Raw genomic sequence first — 16,886 nt, 5'->3', positions numbered from 1 at the left:
CATGACCACTGCCCCCGACGCCACTACCTACCGCCTCATCGACGGCAAGCAAACCGCCGAGGCCATCAAGGAAGAAATTGCCGCCGAAGTAGCCCAGCGCAAGGCTGCCGGCCAGAAAAGCCCGCACCTGGCCGCCATCCTAGTGGGCCACGACGGCGGCTCGGAAACCTACGTGCGTAACAAGGTGCTGGCCTGCGAGCGGGTGGGCTTCGAGAGTACACTGCTGCGCTACGAAGACACCATCACGGAAGCCGAGCTGCTGGCCAAGGTGCAGGAGCTGAACGAAGACGACCGTATCGATGGCTTCATCGTGCAGCTGCCGCTCCCGCGCCACATCGACACCAACAAGGTGATTGAGGCGGTACGGCCGGAAAAGGACGTGGACGGTTTCCACCCGATGAACATCGGGCGGATGGTGGCCGGTCTGCCGGCCCTGCTGCCCGCCACGCCTTCGGGCATCGTGGAGCTGCTGCGTCGCTACGAGCTGCCGACGGATGGCAAGCACTGTGTAGTAATCGGGCGTAGTAATATTGTGGGTACGCCGGTTAGTATATTGCTTGCTAAGAACTTAGAGCCCGGTAACTGCACCGTGACTTTATGCCACTCCCGCACTCAGAACCTGGCCAATATCACCCGCACCGCCGACATCTTGGTGGCCGCCCTGGGCCGCCCGGAGTTCGTGACGGCCGATATGGTGAAGCCCGGTGCGGTAGTCATCGACGTGGGTACCACCCGCGTGGAGGATGCCGACAAGAAGTCGGGTTGGGCGCTGAAGGGCGACGTGAACTTTGCCGAAGTGGCCCCCTTGGCCTCCTATATCACGCCCGTACCGGGCGGGGTTGGGCCGATGACCATTGCCATGCTGTTGCTGAACACGCTGCGGGCCGCGAAGGGCGAGGTGTACCCAAAATAGCGTAAAACCGACAGGAGGGAAGCGCACTTGAACCCAACGTAGAATATACAGGGTTAAACCGGGACTTGGCCTCGTTAAATCCAATTAAAACCGCTCCCGGCTTTTAGAATTCCGGGCAGTGTACTACTTTTAAAGTCGGGCCGTTAGGGCGGAGGCCGGGTGCGCAGGCATTCGGAGCCGCCCAACGGCCCGGCTTGTCGTTTTCAGATTACCCACGTTTTGCTGCACGAACTTCCCGTTACGTCGGCGTCCCCGGCCCCCGGGGCGGCGGCTCCCGAACTGCCCGTCATGGAGCAGTTCTATACCATTCAGGGCGAAGGCTACAACACTGGCCGCGCCGCCTATTTCATCCGCCTGGGCGGCTGTGATGTGGGCTGCGTGTGGTGCGATGTGAAAGAATCATGGCCCATCGACGCGCACCCGCGCCAGTCCATTGCCCACCTCGTGGCGGCGGCTACCGCCGACGCGGGCCGCAACGTGGTCATTACCGGCGGCGAGCCGCTGATGCACGATCTGGCCCCGCTCACGGCCGCGCTGCACGAGGCCGGCTGCCGGAACTGGATTGAAACCAGCGGCGCGTATCCGCTCAGCGGCCAGTGGGACTGGATCTGCGTGTCGCCCAAGAAGTTCAAAGCGCCGCTGCCGTCGGTACTGGCCGCTGCCCACGAGCTGAAGATTATCGTCTTCAACAAGAGCGACTTCGCCTGGGCCGAGCAGCACGCCGCGCTGGTCGGCCCCGACTGCCGGTTGTACCTGCAGCCGGAGTGGAGCAAGGCCTCCGAAATGATGCCGCTCATCGTGGACTACGTGAAAGCGCAGCCTCGGTGGCAGGTGTCGCTGCAAACCCATAAGTTTCTCGACATTCCGTAGCGCCCTACTTTCTCCCCCTATGCGCCGTTCGTTCGTTGTGCCTATTGTCCTGCTGCTCGCAATGGGCAGCCTGTCACCCCTGCATGTTGCTGCTCAGGCCAAGCTGAGTACCACCAACACCAAAGCCCGCAACCTATGGGAAAAAGCGCAGGAGCAGGCCAAGGCCCGGGACTTCAATAAGGCCATTGAAACCCTGACGCAGCTGAACCAGAAATTCCCTTCGCTGGGCGAACCGTACGTGCTGAGAGGGTCGCTGCTGAAGGCTATGGGGGAAAACCAGCAGGCGTTTGAGGCGTATCGTGACGGGCTGGCCAAGCTGCCGGTCGAGGCCTCGCACTCCAACGATTATTTCACGCTGGGGGAGCTGGCCATGACATTCGGCGAATACGAGACGGCAGCCGAGAGCTATAAGAAATATCTTAAAACCGCCGCCAAAAGCCAGCGAAACGGCCCGCGCGCCCAGCGCCAGCTTCTGAACTGTGAGTTTGCCCGGAAGGCTATGGCCGCGCCGACCGGCATTCAGCCCGAGCGGCTGGCAGAGCCGCTGAATACGTTCCGGTTTCAGTATTTCCCAGCCCTTACCGCCGATAGCCGTTTCCTGTTATTCACGGGCCGGCCCACAGCGGAAAGCGGCGAGGATTTGTTTGTAAGCCGCCAGAACAAGGACGGTAGTATGGGCGACCCGGCCTCCATTTCGGCGGCCATCAACACGTCCTACAACGAAGGTGCCGGCTCTATTTCTGGTGATGGTAAAACATTGGTGTTTGCTTCCTGTGACCGGCCGAGTTCAGTAGGCAATTGTGACTTGTACATTTCCCGCCGGACCGGTAACGTGTGGAGCAAACCCCAGAACCTGGGCCGCAATGTAAACTCGCCGGAATGGGACTCGCAGCCGACTCTGTCGGCCGACGGCCGCACGCTGTACTTCACTAGTACCCGGCGCGGCGGTAAGGGCCAGGAGGACATTTACGTGACCACTCTGAACGCCGACGGCAACTGGGCTCCTGCCCGTAACCTGGGCGCGCCGGTGAACACCTCTGGGAAGGATATGGCCCCGTTCATTCACGCCAGCGGAACCACGCTATATTACGTGACTGATGGGCTGGTAGGCATGGGGGGGCTGGATGTGTACCGTTGCGAGCAGCTAGCCGCCGATAAGTGGAGCAGCCCCCAGAACCTGGGCTATCCGCTCAATACGTTCGAGAACGAAGCCTCCCTGTTCATTAGCTCCGATAACCGCCGGGGCTTCTGCTCCCGCTCCAAGACCACAGTGCCCGGCGTGAAGCAGGAGCGTGACCGGCCGGTGGAGCTGTTCGGCTTCGAGGTGCCCAAAGAAGTGCGGGCCCGCGAAACTAGTACCTACACCCAGGGCCGTGTATTCGATGCCTTCACCAAAAAGCCCATCCGGGCCGATGTGCAGCTCTACGATCTGAACACCGACGAGCTGGTGCAATACGTGGGCTCCGACGCCGAAAACGGCGAGTATACCGTGGTGCTCAACGAAGGCCGTCAGTACGCCATGTATGCTGCCGCCGATAAGTACCTGATGCGCAGCCTGAGCTTCGATTACAGCGACAAACGTAGCTTCGATCCGCTTACGCTCGATATCTACCTAGAGCCGGTGCGCTCGGGCCGTAGCATTGTACTCAATAACCTGTTCTTCGATTCCAAGGAGTTTGCGCTCAAGCCCAAGTCCCGAACTGAGCTGAACCGACTCGTGGCCTTTATGAAACAATATCCTGATATTCAGGTGGAAGTGTCAGGGCATACCGATGATGTAGGCTCCGATGATGATAACCAAGTATTGTCGCAGAACCGGGCCAAATCAGTTTATACCTACCTGCTCAGCCAGGGCGTGAAGGCTCAGCGGCTCCGGTTCAAGGGCTATGGCGAAACCAAACCCCTCAACCCCAATGACTCCGACGAACACCGCCAGCAGAACCGGCGGATTGAACTCCGTATTTTATAGGTTTCTTGTTCAGAATCAGAGAATTGAAAGTCCGGCTGCCTAGCAGCCGGACTTTTTTTGTTTGTATTTAACCTTTGTCATTGCATTCCTAAAAGACTGATAATGAGTGTTAGGATTGAGGGTAAAGAAAGCTTTTGATTAGAATAATTATAAAATTTATTTGTATTATTAAATTATAGTGTTCATATTTGGTCATGCCTACCTCCCCTACCGGGTTGGAGCAGTAAGTCTGAACGTGGGTTACGCACCCGCCCAGGCGCCGGGGCATTCCTCTTAAACACTTCATTTTCACACTTAAATCTTTCACTCTTTACCTCATGAAAAAGACTACTCTTTTCGCTTGCCTGCTGCTGGGAGTTCAGAGCATGGCATTGGCTGGTTCAGAAGGCGACGGCAACACCAGCATCCACGCCCGGGCCACCGCCCTCACGCGTTCCATTTCCGAGAAAGCCCGCCTGGATGAAGGGCAGTACCTGCGTGTAAAGCAGCTTAACGTACGTATGCTGGCCGAAATAGAAGACTTGAAAACCCGCTTCGCCGCCGACCAGAGTATTCTGGATCAGCGCCTGGCAGATGCCCAGGGCCGCTATGAGTCGGACCTTACCGCGCTGCTGCGGCCGGCCCAGCTGGCCCTATTCCAACAAAGCCGCGCCAGCATGACGGCCCTGGGACAGCACTAAAAAAACCACCGACTACCGAATTCTCTCCCTTGTTCTCTTTCCCAATTCATATGAAAAAGCTCACAGTACCCTTGTTGCTGGCTGTGCTGGCCTTTACATCTCACCGCTTGCTGGCGGCCCCCGGCCCCGGCAACCGCGACCTGCAGGCCCGCGCTACCGCCATGGCCCGTTCGTTGTCGCAGCAGGTGCGGCTGAACGAGGGCCAGTACGTGCAGGTACGCGCCCTCAATCTGCGGCTGCTGCAGGAAACCCTCTCAGCCAAAGCCTTATTCGTGCACGATGCGGAACTGCAAAACCGTGCCGTAGCTGATGCACATCTGCAATACGAAATGGAACTGTCATCCCTGCTACAGCCCAACCAGCTGGCCCTGTATCAGCAGAACCGCACCAGTATGACGGCGCTGGGCGCAACGCCTTATTAATAGTGCCGGAAAAGCCTGCCTGCCGTCTTGGGCAGGCTTTTTTCAGGTTTATTATTGTTTTTCATAGAATATATATAAAGTAAATATTGTTTATGTTATAATAATAGGATATATTCATCTTATAGTTAGTGCATTACGCCATCTTGCCCGTTTCACTCTTCCTCCAATCCAACTCACCACCGTTATGAAAAAAGTACTTTCCTTCCTTGTTTTTGCCACCGTAATAGCCGTTAGCCAGCCCGTACAGGCTGCGCCTGCCGATGGCAGCAACAAACTGGCAACCCGCGCCACCGAAATGACGCGCCAGATGTCCGAGCGTACTCGTCTCAGTGAAGGGCAGTACGTGAAAGTTCGGGCGCTGAACATGCGTCTGCTCACCGAAACGACGGAGTTACGCCGGCAATTCGCCACCGACACTGAAGCTACTGATAAGGCCCTGGCTGATGTGCAGATGCGCTACGAATGGGACTTGGCCGCTATCCTCGGCCCCAAGAAAATGGTGGCCTACGAAGAAATGAAAACGAATTTCACTGCTGCCAATATTCGCTGATTACTTGTGAGTTACCTGCTGCTGATTGCAGTAGTAATGGAAACGAAAAAAGCCCGCCGAAGCGGGCTTTTTTGTTGTTACAGGGTAACGAGCAGAGCTTACGAACGAGCGTCGATGCTCACGTAGTCCCGCTCGGTTTCGCCGGTGTAGATCTGACGCGGGCGGCCGATGGGCTCCTTGTTCTCGCGCATTTCTTTCCACTGGGCAATCCAGCCGGGCAGGCGGCCCAAGGCAAACATCACCGTGAACATCTCAGTGGGAATACCGATAGCGCGGTAAATGATGCCGGAGTAGAAGTCTACGTTCGGGTACAGCTTCCGCTCGATGAAGTACTCATCGGTGAGGGCGGCCTGCTCCAGTTCCTGGGCAATTTTCAGCAGCGGGTCATCAATACCGAGGGCTGCCAGCACGTCGTCGGCGGCTTTCTTGATGATTTTGGCGCGCGGGTCGAAGTTCTTGTAGACGCGGTGACCGAAGCCCATCAGACGGAATGAGTCGTTCTTATCCTTGGCCTTGGCAATGAACTTGCTGGTGTCGCCGCCGTCCTTCTGGATGGCCTGCAGCATCTCCAATACCTCTTGGTTGGCACCGCCGTGCAGCGGACCCCACAGGGCGTTGATACCCGCCGAAACAGAACCGTAGAGCGAGGCATTGGCCGAGCCTACGAGGCGTACGGTGGAGGTAGAGCAGTTCTGCTCGTGGTCGGCGTGCAGGATGAGCAGCTTGTTGAGGGCACTCACGATGCGCGGGTCGATGTCGTACTTCTCCGTGGGGAAGCTGAACATCATGTACAGGAAGTTGGAGCAGTAGTCGAGGTCGTTGCGCGGATAGTTCAGCGGGTGACCCATATTGTTCTTGTACGTCCAAGCCGCAATGGTCGAAATCTTGGCCATGAGACGAATCACGTTCAGGTCAGTATCTTCCTTGCTCAGGTCCGGCGATACGCTCTCGGGGTAGAAGGCCGTGAGCGAGCAGATGAGGCTGCTGAGAATGGCCATCGGGTGGGCCGCCGACGGGAAGCCGTCGAAAATCTTGCGCACATCTTCGTGCACCAAGGTATGTTTGGTAATCTGGTTGCTGAAGTTGTCAAGCTCGGCCTGGGTGGGCAGCTTGCCATAGATCAGCAGGTAGGCTACCTCAATAAATGAGGACTGCTCGGCCAGCTGCTCAATTGGATAGCCCCGGTAGCGCAGGATGCCTTCTTCGCCGTCGAGGAAGGTGATGGCGCTTTTGGTGGCGCCGGTGTTTTTGTAGCCCGAGTCGAGGGTTACGTAGCCCGTCTGGTCGCGCAGCTTGCCAATGTCAAAGGCTTTTTCGTGCTCGGTGCCTTCAATGACGGGGAGAGAGATGGATTTCCCGTCGAGGATCAGTTCAGCAGATTCTGCCATAAGGTTGGGTTGATGGGTGGGGTTATAAGGCGAAACTAAAGAATTGCCGGTGAGCCGGAAACCCCGTCAGTATTTGACGCCTATACTACAATCCGACCGCAGTGGTTGTTTGAGATGGGGAAAGCGCAAAGAAACGGCCCCCCGGTTGAAAGTGCGGCATGCAGCGCAAGGTTTTTCCAAAGCAGACCGCATTTTTCATCCCGGCAACGTTGCCGAGCTACGGGTAGCAGCTATTTTCCGATGCAGAACTGGGTAAAGATGCTGGTGAGCAGGTCGTCGTTGCTGATTTCACCGGTAATCTGGCCCAGTGCGGCCAGTGCATGGCGCAGGTCGGCGGCCAGCAACTCGGTGCCGGCCCCGATGCTCAGGCCCGTCAGCACGGCATCCAGGTGCTGATTGGCCTGCTCCAGACTTTGGGCGTGGCGCAGGTTGGTTACGATGGTGCTGGAGCCCGTTCGGTCAAGGCCATCGAGGCGGACACGGGCCAGCAGCTCCTGCCGCAGTTCATCAAGGCCGTCGCCCCGGGAAGCGGCAATAAGCACGGTGCCGATGCGCGTGAGGAAGGCTTCCTGGTCGGTATCCGGAGCCACATCCAGCTTGTTGCCCACGGCCAGTACGCCCACGCCCGCCGGTAGCTTCAGGGCCTCAATCTCCGCTTTAAGTTCAGTAGGTGTAGTAGTCGTTATATCAAATAGATATACCACTAATGCAGCCTGCTGCACCCGCTTCATCGTACGCTCAACACCCATGGCTTCTACCACGTCGGTCGTGTCGCGCAGGCCGGCCGTATCAACAAACCGGAACCGGATGCCTTCAATGCTGACTTCATCCTCAATCAGGTCGCGGGTGGTGCCGGCCACCTCCGAGACGATGGCGCGCTCCTCGTTGAGCAGGGCGTTGAGCAGGGTGCTTTTGCCGGCGTTGGGACGACCGGCAATAACGGTGGTTACCCCGTTCTTGATAACGTTGCCCAACTCAAAGGAGCGGAGCAGGCGGCGCACCAGTTGTTGTACTTCCTGCAAGAGCTGCACCAGACCGGTGCGGTCAGCAAACTCCACATCCTCTTCGCCGAAGTCCAGCTCCAACTCCAGCAGGGCTGCAAACTGTACCAGTCGCCCGCGCAGTTCTTTCAACTCCTGGGAAAAGCCGCCGCGCATCTGGCGCATGGCCACTTGGTGTGAAAGGGCCGAGTCGGCGGCAATCAGGTCGGCTACGGCTTCGGCCTGGGCCAGGTCGAAGGCTCCGTGCAGGAAGGCACGCTTGGTGAACTCGCCGGCTTCCGCCAGCCGGGCGCCATGGCGCAGCAGCAGCGCCAGCACTTCCTGCACAATGTAGTCGGAGCCGTGGGTGCTGATTTCCACCACGTCCTCGCGGGTGTAGGAGTGCGGCCCCCGAAACAACGACACAACTACCTCATCCAGAATCCGGGCCCCGTCGCGGATGGTGCCGACGTGTAGCGTATGGCTGGGCTGGTCGCGCAGACGTTTGCCGGCAAACACGGCGTCGGTGAGGGCAATGGCTGCCGGCCCCGAAAGGCGGACCAGGGCAATGGCGCCGGCCCCGGGCGGCGTGGACAGGGCAACGATGGTATCGGTAAGCGAAACGGGGAGGGCCACGGCGGCAAAACGAATGGTTCGGCCGCAAAGGTACGCGCTTCCCCCGGCAGCTTAATCCGTGACCAGCAGGTTCCGGCTGACCTCGGCTGATACCAGATATTTTATCTCGTTATTAATTCTGATTTCAAGGGAGTTATCAAATAATACTTTGTCTACTACTTCAATGTGAGTACCCAGGTTAACGCCAACCTTATCGAGGTATTGGAGAAAGGGCGCGGAAGTATTTCGCACGGCCACCACGCGGCCTCGGTCGCCGGGGCGCAGGTCAGAGAGCAAACGGTGCTGGGGGCGGTGCAGGATGCCGTCGGCAGTTGGAATTGGGTCGCCGTGGGGGTCGAACTGCGGGAAGCCCAGAAACTCATCTAGGCGGCGCACCAGCAGGTCGGAGTCGATGTGCTCCATCTGCTCGGCCACGTCATGCACCTCGTCCCAGTTAAAGCCGAAGTGCTGAACCAGGAAAACCTCCCACAGCCGGTGCTTGCGAATAGTCAGCAGGGCCAGCCGGCGGCCTTCCTGCGTGAGCGTGACGCCCCGGTAGCGCGTGTAGTGTAGCAGACCCTTCTCGCCGAGGCGGCGCAGCATATCCGTCACCGAAGCGGGACGCGTCTGCAGTTCCTCGGCCACGCTGTTGGTGCTGACTTCCGTGCCCGGCTGGGCTTCGCTCAGCTTGTGAATGGCCTTCAGGTAATTCTCCTCGGTGTAGCTGGGCATTCGGTTGAATTAAGAATTATGAATTAAGAAGTAAAAGTTGAGGTGACCAACACGGGCGATAAAGTCCGGTCAGTCACCCCATTTACTTCTCAATTTTTAATTAGCCAGCACCTACCAGCGGATCAGGGCGGAGGCCCAGGTGAAGCCGGAGCCGAAGGCGGCCAGGCACACCAAGTCACCACGCTTGATGCGGCCTTCCTGCACGGCTTCGCTCAGGGCGATGGGCACTGAGGCGGCCGTGGTGTTGCCGTAGCGCTGGATGTTGCTGAACACTTTATCGTCGGAGAGGCCCATTTTCTGCTGCACAAATTGCGTGATGCGCAGGTTGGCCTGGTGCGGGATGAGCATGTCGATGTCCTTCGACTCGTAGCCGTTGGCATCAAGGGCTTCCCGGATAACCTGGGGGAAGCGCACCACGGCGTGCTTAAACACGTTCTGGCCGTTCATGTAGGGGTACATTTCCAACTCGTTGGCCATCACGTACTCGAGGCGGTTCTTGCGGTTGGAGCCGGGCTCTCGCACAATAAGCTCCTCGGCGTGCTCGCCCTGGGAATGCAGGTGGGTGCTCAATACGCCATGACCCTCGCGGGTGCTGGGGCGCAGTACCACCGCGCCGGCGCCATCACCGAAAATAACCGACACGGCCCGGCCCCGGGTGCTGATATCGAGGCCCGAGGAATGGATTTCGGAGCCCACCACCAGCACGGTATCGTACATGCCGGTTTTGATGAACTGGTCGGCCATTGACAGCGCATATACGAAGCCGGAGCACTGGTTGCGCACGTCGAAAGCCGGAATGGGAGCCTGGATGCCCAACTCACGCTGTAGCAGCACGCCGGAACCGGGGAAGAAGTAGTCGGGCGACAGGGTGGCAAACACAATCAGTTGCACATCGTCGGGGGTGAGGCCGGCCATTTCCAGGGCTTTGCGGGCCGCATTGGCCCCCATGTTGGCCGTGGTGTCCTTGCCTTCCTCAAACCAGCGCCGCTCCCGGATGCCGGTACGTTCCTGAATCCACTCGTCGGTGGTGTCAATCAGTTGGGTCAGGTCGGCATTCGTGACCACGCGCTCGGGCACGTAATGGCCAACACCGGCAATTTCAGAGAGTCGGAGAGAGTTGTTCATCAGTAGGGGGGATTTGCGGAGCAGGACAGTCGGAAATAAGCACGCCGAAGGTAGAAAAATTCGGCACCAGCTCCGTAAACGGCCCGCAAAGGTCGGTAGTTACCGGATAGAATCCATCAGCCAGTGCAATTTTTCAGCTTCCGACTGCCAGAAGGCCCCGTCGGGTGGTCCGGCCGGGTAGTATACGGGGCTTCGCAGCCGGTGGGCAAGTGTTTCGGCCGGCGGATACTCCGGTTGCTGGAAGTCGAACCCGAAACCCGCCGCTGCTTCCTCGGCCAAGGGCAACCAGAGTGGGTTGGGCGGTAGTACCAGCGGCAGCGCGTGGGCCAGGTACTCGAACAGCTTGGTAGGAATGCAGCGGGCCGTGCTGGGGTGGGGCCGGTAGGGCAGCAGCCCCAGGTGGCTGCGCCGGATTTCGGCCGCTACCTGCGCGTGCGGTACCAAAGCAGCCCCGCCCACCAGCGTCACGGCCGCGCCGGCCGCCGCCACGGCGGCCTGCAGGCGCGGCAGCAGCCCCGGCTGCTGGCACGCCCCGATGATGGTCAGGTGGGCCAGGGGCCACGCCTGCCGTAAATGCTGCACAAACCGGATGGCCTCCCATACGCCATTCAGCTCCGAAATAGTGCCCGTGTACACTATCCGTAATGGCTCCGTAACCGGCGGCAGCCGGCGCGGGAACGGGGCGGGTTGCTCATCGTAGGGCTGGTACTTGTTTTCGATGAGCAGAGTAGGGCTATGCCGGGTGCCGGGGGGTAGCGGATTATTGGAAAGTTGGGCAAACGGCAGCTCGTCGGCGTAGCTGCGCTCGGCCAGCAGCACGGCGCGGGCCCGGCGGGCAGCCAGGGTTTCGAGGCGGCGCACCAGTGCGGCCAGTAAACTACGGGCCCAAGCCGGGTACACGGCCTGCGTCCGGATGTTGAGAGCGTAGTTCTCCCGCACATCATACACGAAATGCCGGCCCGGTCCGGCCGCCTGCCACAGTACCGTGAGAGGCAGCAGCTCGGGAGCGTGCACAAACACCACATCAGGGCTTGTGCGTTGCAAGAGCTGCCAGTAGCGCACCTGGGCCCGCAGCCGTTCCCAGCTCAGGCGGGAGCCTTGCAGCAAAGTATGCGTGTGCAGGTTGCCGGGCAGGCTGGGCGGGAGTGGGGCCAAGCGGCCCGCTACGTGCACCTGCGTGCCGGGCCGCCCGGCCAGGGTGCGCCCGAACTTGCCCAGCATCCGCGTGTCATCGAGGGGCTTAAGAACGGAGGCCAGCAAAATGGTGACAGGACGCGGCATATTGGGTGCGAAGATGGTACTTTTGGCCCGCTTGCTGTCTGTGTTGCCGGTTGCTGGTTATGAGTTGACAGTTCTCATAAAGCACGCAACTGGCAAGGAATAACACACAACACACAGCTGACAACTATTAACACACAACTTCTTTCGCATGTCTGAACTGCAAAACCTGATTGAGGCCGCCTGGGCCGACCGGAGCCTGCTCCAGCAAGCCGCCACTACCGAGGCCATCCAGCACGTCATTGAAGAGCTGGATAAAGGCCGACTGCGCGTGGCCCAGCCCGCCAACGACCAGGAAGGCGGCTGGCTGGTGAATGACTGGGTGAAGAAGGCCGTTATCCTGTACTTTCCCATCCGCCAGATGGAAACCATTGAAGTCGGCCCATTCGAGTTCCGCGACAAAATGCGGCTCAAAACCAACTACGAGCAGCAGGGCGTGCGCGTGGTACCGCCGGCCGTGGCACGCTACGGGGCCTACTTGGCTCCCGGCGTTATCCTGATGCCCAGCTATGTGAACATCGGGGCCTGGGTGGGTGAGGGGACGATGGTGGACACCTGGGCCACCGTGGGCTCCTGCGCTCAGATCGGGGCCGGAGTGCATTTGAGCGGGGGCGTAGGCATCGGGGGCGTGCTGGAGCCCGTGCAGGCGGCTCCGGTTATTATTGAGGATGGCGCCTTCGTGGGCTCGCGCAGCATTCTGGTGGAAGGCTGCTTCGTGGGCAAGGAAGCCGTTATTGGGGCGGGCGTGACCATCACGGGCAGCACCAAAATCATCGACGTGACGGGTGCTGAGCCTATCGAGTACAAAGGCACGGTGCCGGCCCGCTCGGTTGTCATTCCGGGCTCCTACACCAAGCACTTCCCGGCCGGCGACTACCAGGTGCCCTGCGCCCTCATCATTGGGCAGCGCAAGCCCAGCACCGACCTCAAAACCTCGCTCAACGACGCGCTGCGCGAGCACAACGTGGCCGTTTAAAGCAAGAACTCCGGACGGAGCCACCAGTTTTTACGAAGCAGGTGAAACCAGCTTTCCGCTAAGTACACGTCCGGCTGGCTGCCCGTAGCCGGCCGGGCGTTTTTTTGTGGGGAAAGGCCGCCGCCATCGGTAGCCGGGCCGCGCAGCCGGGCTGACCGAATCCGGGAAATCCGAAAAAACCGTTTAAATCCGTGATTAACTGCTTAACATTGTAGAGCCGCGCCCGCTACCGGTTGGGGCTGGGCCGGACGTCTATTCTTTCTCTTTGCTTGATGAGTACCCTGAAACCAGTTGTATCGGCCGCCCAGGCCCGCGACGAAGTGCGCGACTATATAGCCCAGGAACTGGGCGTTGAACCCGATACCATCCAGACCCGCGTGGCCTTTAACCGGGAACTGCCCTGGGTGGATGCCCGCATGCACCACTGCTTCCTGGTGGAGTGGGCCGATGCTACCGGCCGCGACGGTGTGGCCCTGGCTGGCCCGTATACCCACAATTTCTTCGAGTTTACCCGGGCCGATGCCTATCAGCTGGGCGCTCAGAACGCGTGGCGGCAGCAGCTCATCAACCTGTACGCCGGCTGCGAACTGGTGGTGCAGGCCCGCCTCACGCAGGCTTTCACCGATACGCCCGACCCCACGCGCCTGGCCATTATCAAACAAACCCTGGAGGAGCGTACCAACTGGCGTATCGGCGTAAACGTGTCGCTGCGCGAGTTCCTGCGCTTCGGGGTGGATGAGTACTACATTTTCAACGGCAGCTGGATCTGGAACCCGCACTACCGCTACTCGCACCTGAAAGGCTTCATTCCGTACGGGGAGAAAACCCTGATGGAACTGCCCAAAGGGGACTTTCTGCCGGTGAAGAACTTCTCACCCTTTGAGGCTATTCCACCGCTGGGCGAAGATGGCGCGTATCCGGGAGAGCTGGTAAGCTTCATCATGGTGAAGAACAACCAGATTCTCGAAACCCGCGCCCTTGACCTCTACGCCCGCACCCTGATGAACCAGGTGGCACTGTTCTATGCCCTCGGCCGCGAGCATGGCCCCTTCAAGATTGACCTGCCGGAACAGGCGTAGGGCCTTTAGCAGAAGTGAGATTATAAGAAGTGAGAGGTGAGACTTTCGTTCATTTGGCGCATTGCCTGAACGAAAGTCTCACCTCTCACTTCTTATAATCTCACTGCTCTTCTAAGCTTTCAGCTTGTCACCGAATACGGCTTTCACCTTATCCACTTTGCTTTTTACTACAAACTGGCAGTAAGGCTGGGAGCCGTTAAGGTTGTAATAGTTCTGGTGGTAGGCCTCGGCCGGGTAGAAAACCGTGAGGGGCAGAATTTCGGTGGTGATGGGGCCACCGTCGAAGGCGTTAGCGTCGGTGAGCTTCTGCTTGTATGCTTCTGCTGTGTGCTGCTGCTCCTCGTTGTGGGCATAAATGCCCGAGCGGTACTGGGTGCCGGCATCATTGCCCTGGCGGTTGAGGGTAGTGGGGTCGTGGGTTTTCCAGAACACCTCCAGCAACTCCTCGTAGCTGATGACGGCCGGGTCGAAGGTGATTTGAATTACCTCGTTGTGGCCCGTGAGGCCGCTACACACCTCTTTATACGTGGGGTTAGCAATACGCCCGCCGGTATAGCCCGATACTACTTTTTCTACGCCTTTCAGATTCTGAAATACGGCTTCGGTGCACCAGAAGCAGCCGCCGCCAAATGTTGCTTGTTCCATTAAAATACGAGTCAGGTGTCAGAGTCAAAAACTGAACCTGTATAAGCGAATTTCCGCCGCAAAAGTTTCGCTGAAGCCAGCTTGCCGTCCTCCTCCCGCGCCGCCAAAACGACTGGTAGCGCTACTACGCGCTACCGCCCGCCGGATTGCCCCAGGCAACACTGAGGGCTGTCTCAGCAGTTGCCAAAGTGCCTGCCGACTTGCTTAGGGCGGCTTCCAGAGTTGCGGTAGGGCCAGTTGCTAAGGCCGGGGCCGCTTCCGGGAAGCAAAAAGCCCCTCCCGGGTAGTCGGGAAGGGCTTCGTTATATACCGCAGGCACCGCGAATCAGCAGAACCTGAATCAACGTCATCCAGTTATCTGCAACATCTGTGATTTACTTGCGGAACCGCTCGGCTAGCACCAGGTCTTTGGTGCCGTGGGTCCAGGAGTAGAATCCTTCGCCCGACTTCACGCCCAGGCGGCCAGCCGTTACCATGTTTACTAGCAGGGGGCAGGGGGCGTATTTAGGGTTGCCCAGGCCATCGTGCAGCACCCGCAGGATAGCCAGGCACACATCCAGTCCGATAAAATCGGCCAGCTGCAGCGGCCCCATGGGGTGGGCCATGCCCAGCTTCATCACCGTGTCAATTTCCTCCACGCCGGCCACACCCTCGAACAGACTGTAGATGGCCTCGTTGATCATGGGCATCAGGATGCGGTTGGCCACGAAGCCGGGGTAGTCGTTTACCTCGGTGGGCGTTTTGCCCAGCTCCCGCGAGAGGTCCATCACGCGCCGCGTCACCTCATCGGAAGTAGCGTAGCCCCGGATAACCTCCACCAGCTTCATCACCGGCACCGGATTCATGAAGTGCATGCCAATAACCTGCGCGGGCCGCTGTGTGACGGCCGCAATGCGGGTGATGGAAATAGACGACGTGTTGGACGCCAGAATGGCCCCGGCCGGGGCGTGCTGGTCCAGCTCCCGAAAGATGTTGAGCTTCAGTTCCACGTTCTCGGTGGCGGCTTCTACTACTAAATCGGCGGTGCGGACGCCCTCGGCAATGCTGGTGAAGGAAGTGAGGCGGCCCAGGGTGGCCGTTTTGTCGTCGGCCGAGAGGCTGCCCTTGGTTACCTGGCGGTCCAGGTTCTTGCCGATGGTGGCGAGGCCTTTGTCGAGGGCGTTCTGGCTGACGTCAATCAGGGCAACGGAGAAACCGTGCTGGGCAAAAACGTGGGCAATGCCATTGCCCATCGTGCCCGAGCCAATTACGGCAACGTTCATATCGTGAAAAGAAAGAGTGGGTGGGAAATGGGCCGAAGCCCGGGAAAACTGCTGCAAAGCTAACCCGAAATCCGGGCTGCCTCAAGGCCGGTACTACCAGAATAGCGGTGGAGTACAAGCGGTTTTTTTGGCGTAACAAAACCGCTTGCACAGGGTTTAGCGGCGGTTTTAGCCGCTGCCGCCGTCCAAGTATGAAAAAAATACGACGGGTTTATAAACCTTTTGGCACGACCCCCGCGTACAAATCCGCAGAACGGCTTCCGAGGCAGACTTCACCCAGTACCTGCCGGAACCGCTCTATTCCTCTCTCCCTTTTCACCCTTTACGCTCTCCTTTCATCATGGGAAATCTACTGTATATCATCGCCGTCATCCTGATCATCATCTGGGCCCTGGGCTTCTTCGGTGTACTCGGTACCGGTATTGCCGGTAACGGTTTGATCCACATCCTGTTGGTTATTGCCATCATCGCCATTCTGCTGCGTGTTATTCGCGGCGGCCGGGTAGTCTAACTCCCCTCTGACTTCCACTTTGGTAGGTGGAATTTACCCTGTCCGAAAAACACAAAAAGCCCCGCTCAGCAATGAGCGGGGCTTTTTGTTGTGCCAGCGGGAAGGCTATTTCAGATCGAACAGGAAGCTGAAGCGGATAACCGGCTGCCCGTAAATATCCTCGAATCCGTCGTTGAAGTTGTAGAGTACCACAATGTCGGCGGCGGCCCGGTCGCTGAAGCGGGTACGGTAGCCAGCCCCGGCCAGGGGCGTGCGCACGTTGAGCTTGCGCTTGAAGAGCTGACCGGTATTCTGGTCCTGATACAGTACTTCTGCCTGGGTCACCTCGTATTCGGCGTGCAGAAAGAACTCCTTATAGGCAATGAACTGGGCAAAGCCTTTCACGCCCAAACTGCTGGTTTTGATGCCATCAGTCCCACGCAGAGAGTAGCTGTTGTAAGCGTAGGAAATGCCCGGCCCGGCGGCAAACCGCTCCGTAAACCGGTACCCGATGGCCGGGGCCAGGCTGGCGCTGAACTGGCTGAACCCGTACAGGCTACTGAATCCCAGGCCAAAGTTGGTGTACAGAAAATACTTGCGCAAGGGTGGGGGCGGTGGGGCCACGCCAGGCCGCTGGGGCAAATCCATGCCCGAGGGGCGGTTGGGGTCGAATGGCTGGTTAGAGGCCGGCATGTTCGGGTCGGGGGCAACGGGGGGCGTGGGCGCGGGCTGGTACACGGGAGCCGGCTGCCGGGGCGCGGGTGCCGGGGCGCCACCGGGCGGGGCCGTGTTCAACTGGGGCTTTACCGTGCGGGTAGTATCGGTGGTTTGGGCTGAAACGGTAGGGGCCAGCCCAACCAGGCCGGCCCCACTTATCAGCATCAGGAACAAGAGTCGTTTCATAATGCTTGT

The 16,886-nt window shown here is 59.1% G+C and carries 17 protein-coding genes; 9 read left to right on the top strand and 8 right to left on the bottom strand.

Annotation, left to right across the window (positions count from 1 at the left end; all coding sequences use genetic code 11):
- The first annotated feature begins 1 nt into the window (after position 1).
- The 6 genes from folD to EI293_RS16820 all read left to right on the top strand — a co-directional run bounded on the left by folD (position 2) and on the right by EI293_RS16820 (position 5,404).
- Entirely contained in the window at positions 2-913 is a 912-nt protein-coding gene (gene folD / locus EI293_RS16845) for a bifunctional methylenetetrahydrofolate dehydrogenase/methenyltetrahydrofolate cyclohydrolase FolD (RefSeq protein WP_125439719.1), read from the top strand.
- A gap of 288 nt (positions 914-1,201) precedes the next feature.
- Positions 1,202-1,783, top strand: coding sequence for a 7-carboxy-7-deazaguanine synthase QueE (locus tag EI293_RS16840; protein ID WP_125439899.1), 582 nt, complete (start codon positions 1,202-1,204; stop codon positions 1,781-1,783).
- Positions 1,784-1,802: 19 nt separating this feature from the next.
- Complete coding sequence (locus EI293_RS16835) at positions 1,803-3,752, top strand: OmpA family protein (RefSeq protein ID WP_246010702.1); 1,950 nt, start codon at positions 1,803-1,805, stop codon at positions 3,750-3,752.
- A gap of 317 nt (positions 3,753-4,069) precedes the next feature.
- Positions 4,070-4,432: a hypothetical protein gene (locus EI293_RS16830; RefSeq protein WP_044002017.1), complete on the top strand. Its 363-nt coding sequence runs from the start codon at positions 4,070-4,072 to the stop codon at positions 4,430-4,432.
- 50 nt (positions 4,433-4,482) lie between these two features.
- A complete protein-coding gene (locus EI293_RS16825) occupies positions 4,483-4,854 on the top strand; it encodes a hypothetical protein (RefSeq protein WP_125439718.1) in 372 nt (123 codons plus the stop codon).
- Positions 4,855-5,038: 184 nt separating this feature from the next.
- Positions 5,039-5,404, top strand: coding sequence for a hypothetical protein (locus EI293_RS16820; protein ID WP_125439717.1), 366 nt, complete (start codon positions 5,039-5,041; stop codon positions 5,402-5,404).
- Between the two features lie 98 nt (positions 5,405-5,502).
- Here EI293_RS16820 and EI293_RS16815 read toward each other — a convergent pair whose 3' ends face one another.
- From EI293_RS16815 to EI293_RS16795, 5 genes are all read right to left on the bottom strand, one after another.
- Positions 5,503-6,792: a citrate synthase gene (locus tag EI293_RS16815; protein ID WP_125439716.1), complete on the bottom strand. Its 1,290-nt coding sequence runs from the start codon at positions 6,790-6,792 to the stop codon at positions 5,503-5,505.
- Between the two features lie 230 nt (positions 6,793-7,022).
- Positions 7,023-8,408: a tRNA uridine-5-carboxymethylaminomethyl(34) synthesis GTPase MnmE gene (gene mnmE / locus EI293_RS16810; RefSeq protein ID WP_125439715.1), complete on the bottom strand. Its 1,386-nt coding sequence runs from the start codon at positions 8,406-8,408 to the stop codon at positions 7,023-7,025.
- Between the two features lie 51 nt (positions 8,409-8,459).
- Positions 8,460-9,119: a metal-dependent transcriptional regulator gene (locus tag EI293_RS16805; protein ID WP_125439714.1), complete on the bottom strand. Its 660-nt coding sequence runs from the start codon at positions 9,117-9,119 to the stop codon at positions 8,460-8,462.
- Positions 9,120-9,230: 111 nt separating this feature from the next.
- Entirely contained in the window at positions 9,231-10,244 is a 1,014-nt protein-coding gene (locus tag EI293_RS16800; protein ID WP_125439713.1) for a 3-oxoacyl-ACP synthase III family protein, read from the bottom strand.
- A 99-nt stretch (positions 10,245-10,343) separates the two neighbouring features.
- Positions 10,344-11,525: a glycosyltransferase family protein gene (locus EI293_RS16795; RefSeq protein ID WP_125439712.1), complete on the bottom strand. Its 1,182-nt coding sequence runs from the start codon at positions 11,523-11,525 to the stop codon at positions 10,344-10,346.
- A 148-nt stretch (positions 11,526-11,673) separates the two neighbouring features.
- On the opposite strand from EI293_RS16795, the gene EI293_RS16790 reads away from it, so the two are divergent.
- The gene (locus EI293_RS16790) at positions 11,674-12,498 is read left to right on the top strand and encodes a 2,3,4,5-tetrahydropyridine-2,6-dicarboxylate N-succinyltransferase (RefSeq protein ID WP_125439711.1); all 825 of its coding nucleotides are present in this window, start codon (positions 11,674-11,676) and stop codon (positions 12,496-12,498) included.
- A 272-nt stretch (positions 12,499-12,770) separates the two neighbouring features.
- Entirely contained in the window at positions 12,771-13,577 is an 807-nt protein-coding gene (locus tag EI293_RS16785; protein ID WP_125439710.1) for a hypothetical protein, read from the top strand.
- Positions 13,578-13,688: 111 nt separating this feature from the next.
- Here the strand turns inward: EI293_RS16785 and msrA are convergent, their stop codons facing one another.
- Together msrA and EI293_RS16775 are read right to left on the bottom strand one after the other, a co-directional pair.
- Entirely contained in the window at positions 13,689-14,222 is a 534-nt protein-coding gene (msrA, locus tag EI293_RS16780; RefSeq protein ID WP_125439709.1) for a peptide-methionine (S)-S-oxide reductase MsrA, read from the bottom strand.
- A 374-nt stretch (positions 14,223-14,596) separates the two neighbouring features.
- Positions 14,597-15,484, bottom strand: coding sequence for a 3-hydroxyacyl-CoA dehydrogenase family protein (locus EI293_RS16775; RefSeq protein ID WP_125439708.1), 888 nt, complete (start codon positions 15,482-15,484; stop codon positions 14,597-14,599).
- A gap of 340 nt (positions 15,485-15,824) precedes the next feature.
- On the opposite strand from EI293_RS16775, the gene EI293_RS16770 reads away from it, so the two are divergent.
- Positions 15,825-15,995: a lmo0937 family membrane protein gene (locus EI293_RS16770; RefSeq protein ID WP_125439707.1), complete on the top strand. Its 171-nt coding sequence runs from the start codon at positions 15,825-15,827 to the stop codon at positions 15,993-15,995.
- A gap of 105 nt (positions 15,996-16,100) precedes the next feature.
- Here EI293_RS16770 and EI293_RS16765 read toward each other — a convergent pair whose 3' ends face one another.
- On the bottom strand, positions 16,101-16,877 hold the full coding sequence (locus EI293_RS16765; protein WP_125439706.1) for a hypothetical protein: 777 nt from the start codon (positions 16,875-16,877) through the stop codon (positions 16,101-16,103).
- Positions 16,878-16,886: the final 9 nt, after the last annotated feature.

Origin of the sequence: Hymenobacter perfusus (assembly GCF_003944765.1) — a bacterium.
Lineage (GTDB): Bacteria > Bacteroidota > Bacteroidia > Cytophagales > Hymenobacteraceae > Hymenobacter > Hymenobacter perfusus.
This window is presented reverse-complemented; position numbering and strand designations above follow the sequence as displayed.